This is a genomic window from Pedobacter sp. 05L430 (assembly GCF_056397585.1).
In genome coordinates this window covers 1-15,382 of the sequence record NZ_JBFTNT010000085.1, presented here as the reverse complement: position 1 = coordinate 15,382, position 15,382 = coordinate 1, and the positions used below count along the sequence as shown (strand labels likewise).

General features: G+C 44.0%; 14 protein-coding genes. 7 read left to right on the top strand and 7 right to left on the bottom strand.

Annotated elements, in window-relative coordinates:
- The coding region (locus AC1DG9_RS13530; RefSeq protein WP_477634741.1) for a universal stress protein at positions 1-608 on the bottom strand (608 nt) is incomplete at its 3' end.
- Positions 609-762: 154 nt separating this feature from the next.
- On the opposite strand from AC1DG9_RS13530, the gene AC1DG9_RS13525 reads away from it, so the two are divergent.
- The 6 genes from AC1DG9_RS13525 (at position 763) to ppsA (ending at position 7,088) form a co-directional block, all read left to right on the top strand.
- Positions 763-1,326: an HdeD family acid-resistance protein gene (locus tag AC1DG9_RS13525; protein WP_337716635.1), complete on the top strand. Its 564-nt coding sequence runs from the start codon at positions 763-765 to the stop codon at positions 1,324-1,326.
- A gap of 55 nt (positions 1,327-1,381) precedes the next feature.
- Complete coding sequence (locus AC1DG9_RS13520; protein ID WP_337716637.1) at positions 1,382-2,101, top strand: LOG family protein; 720 nt, start codon at positions 1,382-1,384, stop codon at positions 2,099-2,101.
- A 117-nt stretch (positions 2,102-2,218) separates the two neighbouring features.
- Entirely contained in the window at positions 2,219-3,103 is an 885-nt protein-coding gene (locus AC1DG9_RS13515; protein ID WP_337716639.1) for a universal stress protein, read from the top strand.
- 36 nt (positions 3,104-3,139) lie between these two features.
- Complete coding sequence (locus AC1DG9_RS13510; RefSeq protein WP_172659924.1) at positions 3,140-4,003, top strand: universal stress protein; 864 nt, start codon at positions 3,140-3,142, stop codon at positions 4,001-4,003.
- 116 nt (positions 4,004-4,119) lie between these two features.
- A complete protein-coding gene (locus AC1DG9_RS13505; RefSeq protein WP_477611801.1) occupies positions 4,120-4,539 on the top strand; it encodes a hypothetical protein in 420 nt (139 codons plus the stop codon).
- A 152-nt stretch (positions 4,540-4,691) separates the two neighbouring features.
- Entirely contained in the window at positions 4,692-7,088 is a 2,397-nt protein-coding gene (gene ppsA / locus AC1DG9_RS13500; protein ID WP_337716641.1) for a phosphoenolpyruvate synthase, read from the top strand.
- A 100-nt stretch (positions 7,089-7,188) separates the two neighbouring features.
- On the opposite strand, the gene AC1DG9_RS13495 is transcribed toward ppsA, so the two are convergent.
- Together AC1DG9_RS13495 and AC1DG9_RS13490 are read right to left on the bottom strand one after the other, a co-directional pair.
- Complete coding sequence (locus AC1DG9_RS13495; protein ID WP_172659927.1) at positions 7,189-8,145, bottom strand: 1-phosphofructokinase family hexose kinase; 957 nt, start codon at positions 8,143-8,145, stop codon at positions 7,189-7,191.
- Positions 8,138-8,734 carry an RNA polymerase sigma factor gene (locus AC1DG9_RS13490; RefSeq protein ID WP_172659928.1) on the bottom strand — a complete coding sequence of 199 codons (597 nt, stop codon included), beginning with the start codon at positions 8,732-8,734 and terminating at the stop codon, positions 8,138-8,140. The genes AC1DG9_RS13495 and AC1DG9_RS13490 overlap by 8 nt, the downstream gene beginning before the upstream one ends.
- A 93-nt stretch (positions 8,735-8,827) precedes the next feature.
- On the opposite strand from AC1DG9_RS13490, the gene AC1DG9_RS13485 reads away from it, so the two are divergent.
- Entirely contained in the window at positions 8,828-10,246 is a 1,419-nt protein-coding gene (locus AC1DG9_RS13485) for an MBL fold metallo-hydrolase RNA specificity domain-containing protein (protein WP_172659929.1), read from the top strand.
- A gap of 73 nt (positions 10,247-10,319) precedes the next feature.
- Here the strand turns inward: AC1DG9_RS13485 and AC1DG9_RS13480 are convergent, their stop codons facing one another.
- The 4 genes from AC1DG9_RS13480 to AC1DG9_RS13465 form a co-directional block, all read right to left on the bottom strand.
- Positions 10,320-11,390 carry a class I fructose-bisphosphate aldolase gene (locus AC1DG9_RS13480; protein WP_172659930.1) on the bottom strand — a complete coding sequence of 357 codons (1,071 nt, stop codon included), beginning with the start codon at positions 11,388-11,390 and terminating at the stop codon, positions 10,320-10,322.
- 18 nt (positions 11,391-11,408) lie between these two features.
- Positions 11,409-12,266 (bottom strand): universal stress protein, encoded by an 858-nt coding sequence (locus AC1DG9_RS13475; protein ID WP_337716643.1) that lies wholly within the window; start codon positions 12,264-12,266, stop codon positions 11,409-11,411.
- 144 nt (positions 12,267-12,410) lie between these two features.
- On the bottom strand, positions 12,411-13,691 hold the full coding sequence (locus tag AC1DG9_RS13470) for an NRAMP family divalent metal transporter (protein WP_438871681.1): 1,281 nt from the start codon (positions 13,689-13,691) through the stop codon (positions 12,411-12,413).
- Between the two features lie 174 nt (positions 13,692-13,865).
- Positions 13,866-14,585, bottom strand: a complete 720-nt coding sequence (locus AC1DG9_RS13465; RefSeq protein WP_172659933.1) for a YoaK family protein — start codon at positions 14,583-14,585, stop codon at positions 13,866-13,868.
- Positions 14,586-15,382: the final 797 nt, after the last annotated feature.

Genomic DNA, 15,382 nt, shown 5'->3' with positions numbered 1-15,382 from the left:
GTGTTGAAGGTCCGGGTGTCGGCAAGGTAATCCAGTGGGGTTTTAAGGTGCAACAGGGTCACTTTTGCATCGATCGAGGTGCTGAAGCTTGTTACTTTCTTTAGCTCATCGTCAAGATCAAACAAATCTGATGYGTAGCAGATACTGAGGATTTCGGTTCTTTTGTAGAATGGAGGAACAGCGATGACTGGAACTTCAGATTTTTTGATCAGGGTGGCTGTATTGGATCCAAGCAATCGACTGGTTTTGCCATTTCCATTCCTGCTGATGCAAATGTAATCGAAACTGTTTTCCTTCGCGAAGGTCATGATATTGTGGTCAGGATTTGCTCCCTGTTTTGCAACGCAATGCAAAGGTTCTGTGAAGGATAGCCTAAGCGATTTATATACACCGGCTATAAACCTGCGCAGTTTCTTGTTGATTTTCGCAAATTCGCTGTTTTCAAAGGAATTGAAAACCCTCTCACTCCATCTGCTTGGTCTTGGGACCAGGTAGGAATGGAAAAATGTGATCTGGCAGTCACTTTGCATGGCAAGTTGCATGGCAAAACGCAATGCCCCCTTTGAGTTTGTGGAGAAATCTGTTGTCACAAGAATCTTTTTCATCATCTGTAATTATGTGGTATGCAGTTCAAACCTAACTTGATTTTCTGGATCAGCCGGTGATCACCATCAGCGGTTCCGGTGATCTTTGTCATGTATTTTTTTTTATGGATTATGAAACTTTGAGCTGGAAATAAGCCTCATCTTAATATAAAATATCATGAAAACTACCTATCTCAATAATGACGCTGCACAATACTGGTGGCTGATGTTTTGTTCCGGAGTATTATTTATAGGACTGGGAATCTGGATGCTTGCCGCCCCAGTCTCGTCTTATCTTTCCCTAAGCCTGTTGTTTGCCTTCGGGATGATTTTTGCCGGGATTTTTGAAGTGACCTTTTCGGTAAGTAACCACAAAAGGCTTCATGGCTGGGGCTGGACTTTGAGTGGGGGGCTGATTGACATTTTCCTTGGAGGCTATCTTTTAAATCTTCCGTTACTGACCATGGTGATCATGCCGGTAATCATTGGCTTATGGATGCTCCTTAGGGGATTTATGGCCATAAGCAGTTCTATTGAACTTCGTGCCTATGGAGTACTGGACTGGGCCTGGCTTTTGCTGACAGGTATCCTGATTGTCGTTTTGTCGGTATTGATTATTGCAGATCCTCTTTTTGGCGCCATCAACATTGTCGTTTGGACCGCTTTCGCGTTCTTATTGTCGGGAATATTCAGAATACTGTTATCCCTGCAGCTCAGGAGTCTGGCCAGAAATCTCTATTGAATCTTCCTTGCTCCAGGAATCATTGACAACCGGTAAATATTAAAATACAGCTGACATGAGCAAATCCGAGATCGTCTTTCTTGACGGACCGCAATCCAGGTGGAAAGAGTTTATCTTCACCTTAAAAACCATGAGGGAGTTTATTCGCGGATTCAGGAAGCTTCATTTTCTGGGGCCCTGTATTACCGTATTTGGATCTGCCCGTTTCAAAGAAGGACATCCTTATTATGAGCTGACCAGAAAGGCTGGGGCAGCATTTGCGTCACTTGGTTTTACGATCCTTACAGGTGGCGGCCCGGGTTTGATGGAGGCAGCAAACAGAGGAGCCAAAGATGTTAACGGCCGTTCAGTGGGCTGCAATATCGAACTTCCTTCCGAGCAGAAACCAAATCAATATCTGGATAAATGGGTTTACATCAATCATTTTTTTATCAGGAAGGTTTTGCTGGTGAAATATTCCTTTGCTTTTGTGGTTATGCCGGGAGGCTTTGGCACTCTGGATGAATTCTTTGAAGCGCTGACCCTGATCCAGACCCGTAAGATCAGTAATTTCCCGATCATCATCTTTGGCAAAGAATTTCACCAGGAACTGATCGCTTATATATTGCGTTTGCAAAAGGAGGGAACCGTGACAAGGGGAGACACAGAACTGTTTCTGGTTACCGACAGTATTGAGGAAGCTGTTGATTTAATTCGGGAAAAAAGCATCAAACAATATGGGTTAAAACCCAGACAGAAACCACATCCTTTTCAATGGCTTTTTGAGCATAGCTAGCAGGCCTCCTCCAGTGCCGATAATCATGCTTAAAGATGATGATTGTCACTATTTAAATTGCTGTTACTTAGCATCTTTGAAGCGTAATCGGGTATTTGAACACAAAATTGTAATCCCATGAAAAAGATCTTAATCCCAACTGATTTTTCCAGCTCAGCTAAAAATGCGGCCAATTATGCAATGCATCTTGCAAAACAGATGAAAGCCAATGTCAAATTGTGTAACGTGGTCATGGTTCCCCTGGAAGTTCCCTTGGCAGCACATGTTTCAGCCCCGTTAATCACATTTGAGAGTCTGGAGTATGAAGTTGAGCAGGAGTTGAAACGTTATGTCAAAAAACTAAAGGAAAGAGATGAGCAGGAAACAGCTCCCGACAGCTTCCACCCTTTGATTGAATATGCCGTGGGCATAGGCAGCGTGGCAGATGCGGTAACAAATTTTGCAGCCGACCGTGAAATAAGTCTAACGGTCATGGGCATGTCCGGGGCAGGAGGAATAGGGAAATTTCTAATAGGAAGCAGCAGCAGGGCGATGGTTGAGGCCACTAAAACGCCTCTTCTGCTGATTCCCGATGAGGCCAGATTTTTGGGCATCCGTAAGATTGCCTTTGCAACAGACCTGAGTAAAACCGATATCGGCATCATCCACACGTTAGCCGGCTTTGCACGGATGTTTAATGCTGAAATTCTGATTGTCCATATCAGCGAGAAAGTTCCTGATGAGGGTATTGAGCAGCGGAATAAAATAAATGTATTCTTAAATGAGGTGACCAACAAAGTCAATTATCATAAGATTTATTATCAGCACGTGCTGGATTCGGAGGTGGACAATGGTTTAGACTGGCTGGCCGAATATGGCCAGATGCAGGTGCTGGCCATGGTCCATCGTCAACACAACGTGCTTCATAAACTGTTCAGGGGCAGCTATACCCAAAGACTCAAAAAGAGAATCTCTATCCCCTTAATGGTATTTCCCCCTGATTGCGGAAACAAACCGCTATAGCAGTTTTCTATCCTGTATCTATTTATTTTTTGTAATATGAAAAAGATCTTAATTCCAACAGATTTCTCGGTTCCGGCCGAAAACGCTGCGCGCTACGGCCTGGAACTTGCCAAAGGCCTCAAAGCAGATGTATTGCTTTGCAATGCGATTAAAGTACCTGCGGACGCACCTATGGCCGCGCAGGTCGCATGGCCTTTAATGGACTATGCCGATTTAAAAAGGGAAGTTACCGGCGATCTGGATGAAATGGTTAAAATGCTGACCGATTTGTCCTGCTCCCCTGAAGAGGAGCATTGCCCTGACTTGAGCTATGAGGCAAGTGCAGGAACGGTTTGTGAAGTGGTCTCATCCCTGGTTAAGCACAGAAAAATAGACCTGGTGGTGATGGGGATAGCTGGTGCGGGTGGGCTTACCCAGTTCCTGCTGGGGAGCAATAGTAAGGAGATGATTGAAAAGGCGGAAAGCCCCGTGTTATTTGTGCCTTTTGAGGCGAGTTTTAAAAAGCTTCGCAAAATCGCTTTCGCGACGGATTTCGGAGAACAGGATATCGTTTCACTGCAATTTATCGCAGAACTTGCACAGGCATTTGAAGCGCAGATCACCATTGTTCATATTACCGATAAGGAGGTGACTCCCGATGGTAAACTGCAAAATAAGATAGATGCCTTCCTGGATCGTGCGGCCTTGACTATAAATTATCCTCATATTAAGTTTGAATATGTCTGGAACATAGACATTGACAATGGACTGGAATGGCTTGCCGAACAGGAGCATATGGATATGATCGCCCTATGTCATCGCCGCCATAGCTTGCTTCAACGAATCTTCAGGGGGAGCCATACACAGAAGTTTTCCAGACATACTAAAATTCCACTGTTGGTATTTTCACAGAAACAGTAATTAACAGGGGGGCTTACCACTGAGTTCATCTGTGATCAGCATCAATGCATCAGCTGACGACCGTCATACTTGCTCCAGTCTCAGCTGCTTAAATTTGATAACCAAATCATTCAATTATGCAGACCGCGGTAAAACTAGCTACACGCTTGAATAATTATCATTCTTCAGCTAACAGCTGGGCTCAAGACCTTGAGTTTTTTAAGGTTGAAGGTGTTTTCTTCCGCCGTTTACTGGCTGCCTATTTCGTACGCTTGTCTGGAGCCCGATTTACTCAACAACTCAGTGCGTTAGAAACTGAACTCGGGGAAATAGAAAATAACCGTTATGAACTGGATAGACTGCTTAGTGAACACCTCAGTCAGATAGAATTGATCTCAGAGGATACGATCCTGGAAAACCCTCAGGACCTGGAAGCAATGCACATCCGGCTGGGACGGCTGATAACCGAGTTGACCCATAAATTCCGCCATACCAAAAGAGTACTTTTCGCGCTTGTGGAAGAAGTCGTTAAAGATGATGAATTATTTGAATTGTAATGCTTAACCTTTCATACATTAAATAATAGCCACATGAGCACATTATTGCTTTTTGATCAGCATGTATTCTCCCTTCACCTAGCCCTTAGAGATATCTTATTAAGTGTTTACCGGAAAACTACCGGTGAGTAAATTCATAATTAAATTCTATCATGATGAACTACATCAAAAAATTTAGTGAGATCGGCATTAATGATATTGCCGAGGTTGGCGGAAAGAACGCCTCTCTGGGAGAAATGTTCAGTCATTTAACACCAAAAGGTATATTAATACCTAAGGGGTTTGCCGTTACTGCTGCTGCCTATAAATATTTTGTCAGCTGCAATGGTTTTGAACTCCCACTTGCTGCGCTGATGAAAGAACTGGACAGACAGGGGTATACCAACCTGGCAGAAATTGGAAAGCAGGCCAGGAACCTGTTGATGTCCGGCAGAATGACCAATGACCTTGGAATGTCGATAATCGGAGCTTACGATGCGATGTTTGATGATGGTGTACAGGAGGTTGCCGTGCGCAGCAGCGCGACGGCAGAAGACTTACCTGAGGCGAGCTTTGCAGGTCTTCATGAGTCCTATTTAAACGTTCGCGGAAGCTATGCCCTGTTATATGCGGTCAAGCAATGTTTTGCATCTTTATACACCGACAGGGCAATAAAATACAGGGAGGATAAAGGCTTTGATCATCATAAAGTATTTCTTTCTGTTGGGATACAGGAGATGATCCGCTCAGATATTGGGTGTTCAGGTGTTGGTTTCACTTTGGAGCCGGAATCCGGATTTAAAGAGGTGGTACATATTGCAGGCGTTTGGGGTCTGGGTGAAAATATCGTTCAGGGAACAGTTACACCTGATGAGTTCCTGGTTTTTAAACCTACCCTTGAGCAGGGTTTTAAGGCAATTATTCAAAAAAACATGGGCAGTAAGAACCAGATGATGGTTTACGCGGATCAGGAGGATGAAGTAAATGCAACGATCAATAAGCTGACTCCCCTGGAGCTGCAAAATAAGTTTGTCCTGGAGGATCAGGAAATCGAAAAGTTAGCGAAATGGGCCATCATTATTGAAAGACATTATCAGAAGGCTATGGATTTTGAATGGGCAAAAGATGGTTTCGGCCAGCAACTTTACATCATTCAGGCACGCCCGGAGACCGTACATTCACAGAAAAAGAGACTGCAGCTGACCTCTTACCATTTAGCTCAAAAGGGGATCCTTGTGTGCACCGGAGAGGCAATTGGTAGCCGTATTGTGTCCGGCCCGGCGAGAATTCTGAGTTCTCCCCTGCAGGCGGCAAAACTTAATCCGGGAGATATTTTAGTGACAGATACCACTAGTCCTGACTGGGATCCGATCCTGAAGAAAGTAGCAGGAATGGTAACCAACAGGGGCGGAAGGACCAGTCATGCGGCAATTATTGCTAGGGAGTTGGGAGCAGCTGCAATAGTGGGCGCTACAAATGCCACTACTACGATTACTGACGGGGAGATTATTACCCTGAATTGTGCTGATGGCAAGACAGGATTTGTTTATCAGGGTAAAGCAGAATGGACCGAATCTGTAACTGACCTTGAGGATATCCGAATTCCGCAAACACCAAAGGTACAGTTGATTGTCGCAGATCCGGAACGGGCGTTCGAGCTGTCTTTTTACCCCAATGATGGTGTGGGTTTGCTTAGAATGGAGTTTATCATCAGCAATCTGATAAAGATTCATCCGATGGCCCTTGTGCATCCTGAAAAGATAAGCAATGAAAAGGATAGGGCAGATATGGAACTGATTACGCTGCAGCACCCTGATAAAAAAGCATTTTTTGTGGATAAGCTTTCCAAAGGAGTGGCCACAATTGCCGCTGCTTTTTTTCCGAAGGAAGTCATTGTGAGGATGAGTGACTTTAAGTCCAATGAGTACGCAGGTCTTATTGCCGGCCAGGACTTTGAACCGGTTGAAGAGAATCCGATGATTGGCTTCCGCGGTGCTTCCAGGTATTACCATGGGCGTTACCGTGAAGGATTTCAACTGGAATGTGAAGCCATGCGGATGGTACGAAATGAAATGGGTTTTACCAATGTGAAATTAATGATTCCTTTTTGCCGTACTGTGGAAGAAGGGAGGAAAGTGATCGACCTGATGAAAGAATTTGGCCTGATACAAGGAGACCATGGTCTTGAAGTCTTTGTAATGGCAGAGATACCGGCCAATGTGCTGATGGCCGAGGAATTTGCTGCAATATTTGATGGTTTCTCCATTGGGTCAAATGATTTAACCCAATTGACTTTAGGGATTGATAGGGATTCTGCTCTGGTAGCTGACCTGTTCGATGAACAAAATGCTGCAGTTCAGTTGCTAATTGCCCAGATGATTAACCAGGGTAAAATATGCGGCAGGAAAGTAGGAATTTGTGGTCAGGCGCCCAGTGATTCTGCGTCTTTTGCGCGTTTGCTGGTCAGACATGGTATTGACAGCATTTCGTTTAATGCCGATGCACTCATCGCCGGGATAGCCAATATAAATGGAGTATTTTCCCCGCAGCTCAGTCCTTCACCTTCATGATGCCCAGGTAGGTGGGTTCTGCATGTTCATTTGCCGATCGGCTGAGTCCGGCTGACAGACGAGGATTTCTAGCTGATTTGCAAGTGCCGGTTCAACATATTTAAGACACGCCAGCCTTGCAGCCGGCATCCCTGATCATGCAATATAGACGTTCTACGTCTGTCAAATGACATAGTTCAGTTCCAGGGTTTAATGTAGCAGCCGTCCCGCAGGCGACACCGTATTGCGCGGATTCAACCATGTTTTTCTGTTTATAAAGTCCCATGATGACTCCCGCCAGCATACTGTCACCAGCACCAACGGTGCTTTGCACCTTAACTTGCGGAGGAAAAATTCTAACTTTGGTATCACCGGTGACCAGCATTGCGCCATCGGGGCCAAGGGAGGTAATGATCACTTCACATTTATATTTGCCGATAAGTGTTTTAGATGCCTGTTCCACCTGCGTTATACTAAGTGTTTCTTCGTTTACCAATGAGGCCAGTTCCTTCAGATTTGGCTTGATCAGAAAAACACCGGCCTGCAGTGCATACCTGAGTGCCTGACCGGAAGTGTCGACAATAAGTTTTGCTTTTTTTGCCCTGGTGATTTCAGCGAGTTTGCCGAAGATGGTTGCCGGAACGCCGGCAGGGAGGCTTCCACTGACAATCAGGTACTGGAAGTCTGCTGATTGCTCAATTGCTTTCAGGCAACGATTGCATTCGGCAGCGCTGACCATGGCTCCGGGCATCCCAAAACGGTATTGCTTTTGGGTGCTTTCTTCTTTGATCACCAGATTTTCCCTCGTCAGGCTGATCGTTTGGATAGGAACGGTTGTTATGTTTTCCTTGCACAGCATCTGGGTGAAAAATCTCCCGGGATAACCGCCTGCCAAATAGATGGCTGTTGCATTTCCGCCAAGTCTTTTGATTGCTCTGGCAACATTTATTCCACCTCCCCCTGGCTCATAAACGGGAGTAGAACAGCTCAATTTCTTTTCCGGAATCAATGTGGCTACCGATGCGCTCTTATCAATGGCAGGAGAGAAGGTCAGGGTGATGATCTTATTATCAGGCATAATTGTAATCGCTTAGTAATTGCTTTAGCTGGATCCGTCCCAGATGAATTCTTGTTTTTACGGTTCCTATCGGAACTCCTGTCTGACTGGCAATTTCACAATACTTGTAGCCAAGGCTGAAGAGCTTAATTGGAAGATAGAGTTTTTGCGAAAGTTTTTTCATCGCCTGACTAATGTCCTGCTGGATGAATCTACTCTCACCCATATTTTGGGAGGACGCCCGATGGAGAGCAGATGCGCTGATCTCTTCAATAAAATTGAATGTTGCCTGTTTCAGGAGGTTTTTTTTGTAGTTGTTACGATAGGTATTTCTCATGATTACAAATAGCCATGCCTTCAGACTGGTCCCGTTCTGAAATTGCTGATAATATCGCAGGGCTTTAATCAAAGTATCCTGAACCAGATCGTTGATGGTTTGGTGGTCTGAAGTAAACTGCCGGGCAAATTTCCGTAGTGAAGAAATTTCTTTAGTCAGTTGCCCGCTGAATGCTGAACTGCTTTGAATGGCTATTGGCTGCATGGTATGATTGGGTTTAATGAATGTAAATTTCAGGTTCCGGAATTTTATATCCCATGAGTTGACGCACATTAAATCGTGATTTAAATCATCCGATCAGGTGCCCGCAGTCATGGGTGTTGAAAAAAAATCAACCCATCTTTACCTTGTCTAATTGATATGGTCATGAATGAAATAATCCTTCAATCGCTTGGGGCTGCCCAGACAGTCACCGGCTCAAAACATTTACTGAAAACTCCAGAGCTGACAATACTTGTAGATTGCGGACTGTTCCAGGGTGTCAAATCATTACGTGAACAAAACTGGACTGCCTTGGGTATCGAAGCCTGGGAAATTGATCTGATCATTCTGACCCACGCGCACCTTGATCATTGCGGATATATCCCACTGCTGGTAAGACAGGGCTTTAAGGGAGAAATTTATATGACAGCGCCTACCAGCGAGCTGACACAGCTCATTCTCCTTGATAGTGCCAAAATACAGCAGGAGGATGCAGAAAATGCCAATAAGCACCATTATACAAAACATCATCCGGCCAAACCGCTTTATACGGTTGAAGATGCAAAAGCATCATTCAGATTTTTTACGGTTCGGGATCCCAATATTTTTGTCCGTTTAAGCGACCACATCCATTTTCAGTTTAAAACCTGCGGTCATATTCTGGGTGCCTGTTCGGTCGAATTGAACTGCTTTGGAAAGAAAATCATCTTTTCGGGTGATATCGGACGCCCGCAAAGCGCGATCCTCAATCCACCGGATTATTTTACCGAGGCAGACTATATTGTTATGGAATCCACATACGGAGACCGGCTTCACGGAACGAATGACCCTTGCCAGGAGCTCGCGGCAATAATCAACGATACCATTGCCCGCAAAGGCAATGTGCTGATCCCAAGTTTTGCAGTCGGCCGGGCACAGGAACTGATCTACCTGTTGAATAGTTTAAAGAAACAGGGAAAAATTCCTTTAAACCTGCCCATAATCATGGATAGCCCGATGGCTGCAGCTGCCACAGGTATTTCATTAACTTATGCAGAGGATTACATGAAGATTGGCAGAGCAGAATTTCAACAGATGAACAACCACATCACCATCAATCAGGATTACAGCAATACTGTAGGCTTCATTAAGGATAAAAGCAGTAAAATAGTGATTGCTGCCAGTGGCATGTTAACCGGTGGAAGAGTCCTGCAATATCTGGAACATTACCTTGAAGACAACAGAAATACCATTCTGATCATTGGTTTTCAGGCCGAAGGAACACGCGGGCGTGCTTTGTTGAACCATACGCATGAAGTTAAAATTCATGGAAAGTATTATCCTGTTAAGGCCAGGGTGCAGGAGCTGGAGGGATTATCCGCGCACGCAGATCAATCCGAACTGATGGCCTGGATCAGAAAATTCAAAAAAGCACCTGCACAGATTATGCTGGTTCATGGGGAGCCTTGTGCTCAGGAAGCCTTGAGGGTTAAAATCCAGACCGAACTGAGTATTCCGGTGAAAGTTATGACCCCGAATGAAGATGTATTGCTATTTAGCTGTGACCATTTTGTGGTTACAGCTGCCCATGATTCCAAAAATTAAAGATTTACGCATCGCTCAAGGAGTATTTGCCGATATCTTATTGGAATTAACTGGGGTCGTTTTTTGCAATTCCTCAGGCGATATCAATCTGTTTTTCCAGGTAGACATCCTGTATGGCATTCAGCAGTTCAACACCTTCCGGGAATGGTCTTTGAAAGGCTTTTCTGCCAGCAATAACCCCGGTTCCGCCTGCCCGCTTGTTGATCACTGCGGTTCGAAGTGCGTCTTTGAAATCGTCTTTGCCATTTGAGGGGCCTCCAGAGTTGATCAATCCGATTCGTCCTGAGTAACAATTCAAAACCTGATAGCGGCAAAGATCAATTGGGTGGGCTGTACACAGCTGGCTGTACATTTCTTTGGTATATTTACCGAAAGTCTTACCATAACGGTTAAGGGCTTCATAGCCCCCGTTGTTTTCAGGCAGCTTCTGTTTGATCAGATCAGCCTGCAGGCTGACCCCAAGATAGTTGGCCTGTCCGGTCAGATCAGCCGAAGTATGGTAATCCACCTCATCCTCCACGAAGTTCTCGTTTCGCAAGTAACACCATAATATGGTTGCCATACCCAGTTCATGAGCCTGCTCAAAAGCATTGGACACTGCGATAAGCTGCCGGGAAAACTCTTTGGATCCAAAATAGATGGTGGCTCCGATGCCAACAGCCCCGGTATTCCATGCGTTTTTTACGGAGGCATACATGATCTGGTCATGCTTATTGGGACAGCTCAGCAATTCGTTGTGATTGATCTTTGCGATCATCGGGATTTTGTGGGCGTATTTCCTTCCTATAATGGCAAGGTTACCCACGGTAGTTGCCACTGCATTGCAGCCACCTTCAATGGCCAGCCTGACAATGTTTTCCGGATCAAAATACATCCGGTTTGCACTGAATGAGGCGCCAGCACTGTGCTCTATACCCTGATCTACCGGTAATATGGACAGGTACCCTGTGCCGGAAAGCCTCCCTGAATTATAAATGGTTTCAAGACTTCGTAGTGTCTGATTGCTCCTTGCCGAGGCGAGAAGAATCCGATCTATATAATCTGGCCCGGGAAGATTTAGGGTTTGCTTAGTAACGGCTTGGCACTGGTAAGTAAAAAGATTTTCATCGGTTCCAACCAGATCAGTGATTTGACGGTAATTCATGGCGGTATAGTTTGTGATTCATTTGATTTTTGAAGGCAGCACCATTAAAGGTAAAACCAATTTTTTAGCTAACTTTTGCGTTTGACTACCGGTTAGAATTTCATTAATGAAATTGCGGTCCCGGTGCACAATACTCAGCAGTCCGTTTTTGCCATTTTTCCTGCAAAGCTTTTCTAAACCTTTTACAATCGAATGGTCGACCACCGATTGGAAGGAGATCTTGGGATAATGACATTCTTTTACAAGTGCAGTGCGGAACTGGTCCTTTTTAAGATCTTTTTCCAGACATGGGCTTTCGTTACGAACATTCATCAGAATGATTTCCGCCTGCAAACTCGCCGCAAATTCTGCCAGTCGGTTAAGTGCAGGAATTTCCGCAATATTTAAATCGGTGGCAAAGGCGATCCATTTGATCTTACCTACATTTTCTTCGGGTGATACCAATAACAGCGGTACTGAGCCAGCATCCACCATGTATCTGGTGTGATTGCCTAGCAACAAGTGCCTCAGGCCGCTGCTGGCATGGGTTCCCATGATGATCAGGTCTATCTGTCTTTTCGAGATCACATCGTCAATCTCTTCGGTAAGCACACCTGTTTGACACAAGTAACTGACAGGAGGATGAAATCCTTTACTATGATCCTGGTGCTCCAGTTGCTTTTTTAATCTTTTGAGCCCCTCAATGCTTTCTTCTTCAATCCGGCTGTATTGTTCGATAGGAAGTAGTATAGATTCGTACTGAGGGATTTCGGCAGGTACGTTAACCACATTGCAAAGGATCACTTCAGCTTCCAGCATTTTTGCAAAGTCATATCCAAATGCTACCGCATGGTTGGCCGTAGCGGAAAAATCAGTCAGCAATAATAATGTTTTCATAATCGGTATATTGATAAGCAAAGACAATTCTGTTAAGCAAATTTCAGGGAAAAGGAACACCCGGGAGGTGATCATGGTCATCAAGCAGGATGATATTAAACATGATATTTTTGCTCTTTGTTAATGTTGTCAGTAATCACTTGCTTAAATCAGTATGATCAACCCCAGTGCCGCAGCTCCCATGATGATAAAGGTCATCCATAAAAGGATTTTAGACAACCTGCCACTTTTATATTCCCCCATGATTGCATCACTGGCGGCAATTTTTATAATTAAAAAAAGCAGGGGAACGGCTGCAATCCCGTTTATAACTGCAGTGTAAATAAGCGCTTTTACAGGATCAATGCCGATGAAGTTCATGGTTAATCCGATCAGGGTAGAGATGATGATAATGCCATAGAATCCGGGGGCCTTGTTTACTTTTAGATTCAGGCTGGCCTTCCAGTTGAATGCTTCTGATACTGCGTAGGCAGCTGAACCTGATAACACCGGAACTGCCAATAATCCCAGGCCAATGATCCCCACTGAAAATATTAATTTAGATAAATAACCGGCATTTGGAAAGGAGTCAACCAGTGGTTCTAATGCCCTGGCAGCATCAGCGGCGTTTTTAATGTCTCTCACACCACTGTTGTGTAAAACTGTTGCAGCCACCAGCAGTATGCACCAGGTCGTAAATTCAGAAATGATCATTCCTATGGTATTGTCCTTTCGCATCGCATGAATCAGGTTCCAGCTTATTTTGTGTTTTTCATTTCTTATTCTTCCATTTTCATGCACTTCCTCAACTTCCTGTGAAGCCTCCCAAAAGAACATATAGGGGGTAATTGTTGTACCAAATACGCCGGTAATGATGAACAGGAATGAAAAGTTGAATTCAAAGTGTGGAATTACTGTGGCCCAGAGTACCGTCTGCCATGGCTGATCAATGATAAAAACGGTAACAGGGTAGGCCAGCAGGGTGAGCGCAAGCCATTTTAATATCCTGGAATAGACATGGTAACTGGTATAGATTTCAAGTAGTAGAATGGTTCCTGTAAAGGTGAAGGTGAGCACGACAAATGGTAAGGGGATAAGCAGTTGTGCTGCGGCTGCCATTGCACCGATATCCGCCCCGATGTTAATGGTATTGGCTACCACCACCAGGCCCACCATAAAATAAAGCACCGGGCGGCTGTAGTGCTGTCTGACAACAGCTGCTATTCCCTTACCCGTAACCAGTCCGATACGGGCACATGATTCCTGCACAGCGGTCATGAATGGCAGCATATACAATGCTGTCCAGAGCTGACCGTAACCAAATTGCGCCCCTGTCTGCGCATATGTAGCAATGCCAGATGGGTCGTCATCCGCTGCACCAGTGGTTAACCCGGGACCAAGTACGCTGAGCCATTTCCATCTTTTCTTTAATTTGTTTTTATTCATATACGATTCGCTCATTACATTCTGGTAACAATCTTGCTCACGAGTTATGCGATAAAAATACCTGTTGTTAGTTTTGGGAAACGTGACCAATATCATTTCTATTTATGATGTTGTCCGGAAAAAACTGTGTTTATTTTACTTATGATGCTTTTAATTTGTTTATCCCGTGGTTTTTTATTTGTAACGGCGCATTATACGTATGACATGAAATCGGAAATAGTCATAAAACAAGCTAATTGTTAAGAGTGTAATAGGCAATAGAAAAGCATTAAATTGATGCCGCATGAATAAAAAGGTGCCTATGATTCCGCCAAAGAGAAAAGCGGTAATGATAACTGTTCTTAGGAAGATACGCCGCTTTAATCTTATTGCTAGTTTCAATCGCTGGCTTACAGCCGTTGCGAGGTCTGTTCCCAGATCTGTGAACATTCCGGTGAGATGGGTGGTTCTGACCACTGACCCCGAAATCACCGAGACCAGGGCGTTCTGCATACCCATAGCAAATAATAAACTTCCGGCAAAATATTCTTTTTGGTGCATTGAGCCATTATAAGTATGCCCCGAGATGGTAACAGTTGCTAATATCAGTATAATGATGACTATTGGGAGTGAGTACGCCGATGGCTTTTCCTTTCCGACAGTTTCTATGCATATGCCGGATGTAAATGCCCCTGTTATAAATAAAAATAACCAGAGGGCAACAATCCCGGCCTGTCTAAAATGTGTTTCCACAAGATTAACAGCAAATAATGCTGCATGCCCAGTGACATTTGTTGTTAACACATTGAACGCAAGAAAGCCGGCACCATTTATAAATCCTGCATTGATGCATAGCAATACTGCAAGCCTGAGGTTATGTCTAAAACTTCGCTTTTGTCCTGTATGTCTCAGCATTTCTTTTGAAATTCATTAACGTTTATAGCCTTAATAACCTTTTTAGCATCTTATTTCCTATTAGAGCATCTCAGGAGTTTTTCAATCTCCTGTATCCAGATTTTCCGACCCTGAGTGCTGATGATTCCCTAGGATTTAAATTCTTTCAACAGCCTGATTAGGTTTTCTTTGGCAATCCCTGCTAACCCACAAGATCTCTTCTGGATATATTGATTATATTTTGCTCTCCATAAAAAAGGCCGATTTCGATTTTTTCCTGAAAACTATAATCATCTTTCTAGCAGGAAAAAATTATTCAAATACATAATGCTTACAAAGTTAGCATAAAATGGGAAAACAGCTCCGTCGAGTACTTGTCAAGTCCATTGGGGAGAGTTTCTCTATCCTGATTTCCAATTTGCTGAAGCATTCAGATACAGGCAGACCATGTACTGCTGCTGCCCTGGGAATATTCAGTATCAAAGCCTCCATCTGTGCATAATTTTGCATACMCGAGATTTGGTAAATCAAGGCCTCTACCATTTCATTTATTGTCAATTTCATATTAATGGAACTAATCATTTTTTGATGTTCATTTTAAGGTAATTGCTGAAGTTGCTTAAATAGCTGATAATTGGAGGGAATATTCACTTCATTTCCATGTTAGGTTACCAGTTCCCGCTTGTTTTTCTCTACAGAGACCCGTAAAAGTAATTGATATAATAGTTGCATAATCTTGCAGAATATTGGACATTAATGCAATCTCATGGAGATCGCTGGGCTGTGATTTTACTGTCTGGTTTTTCACTTAAAAGAAC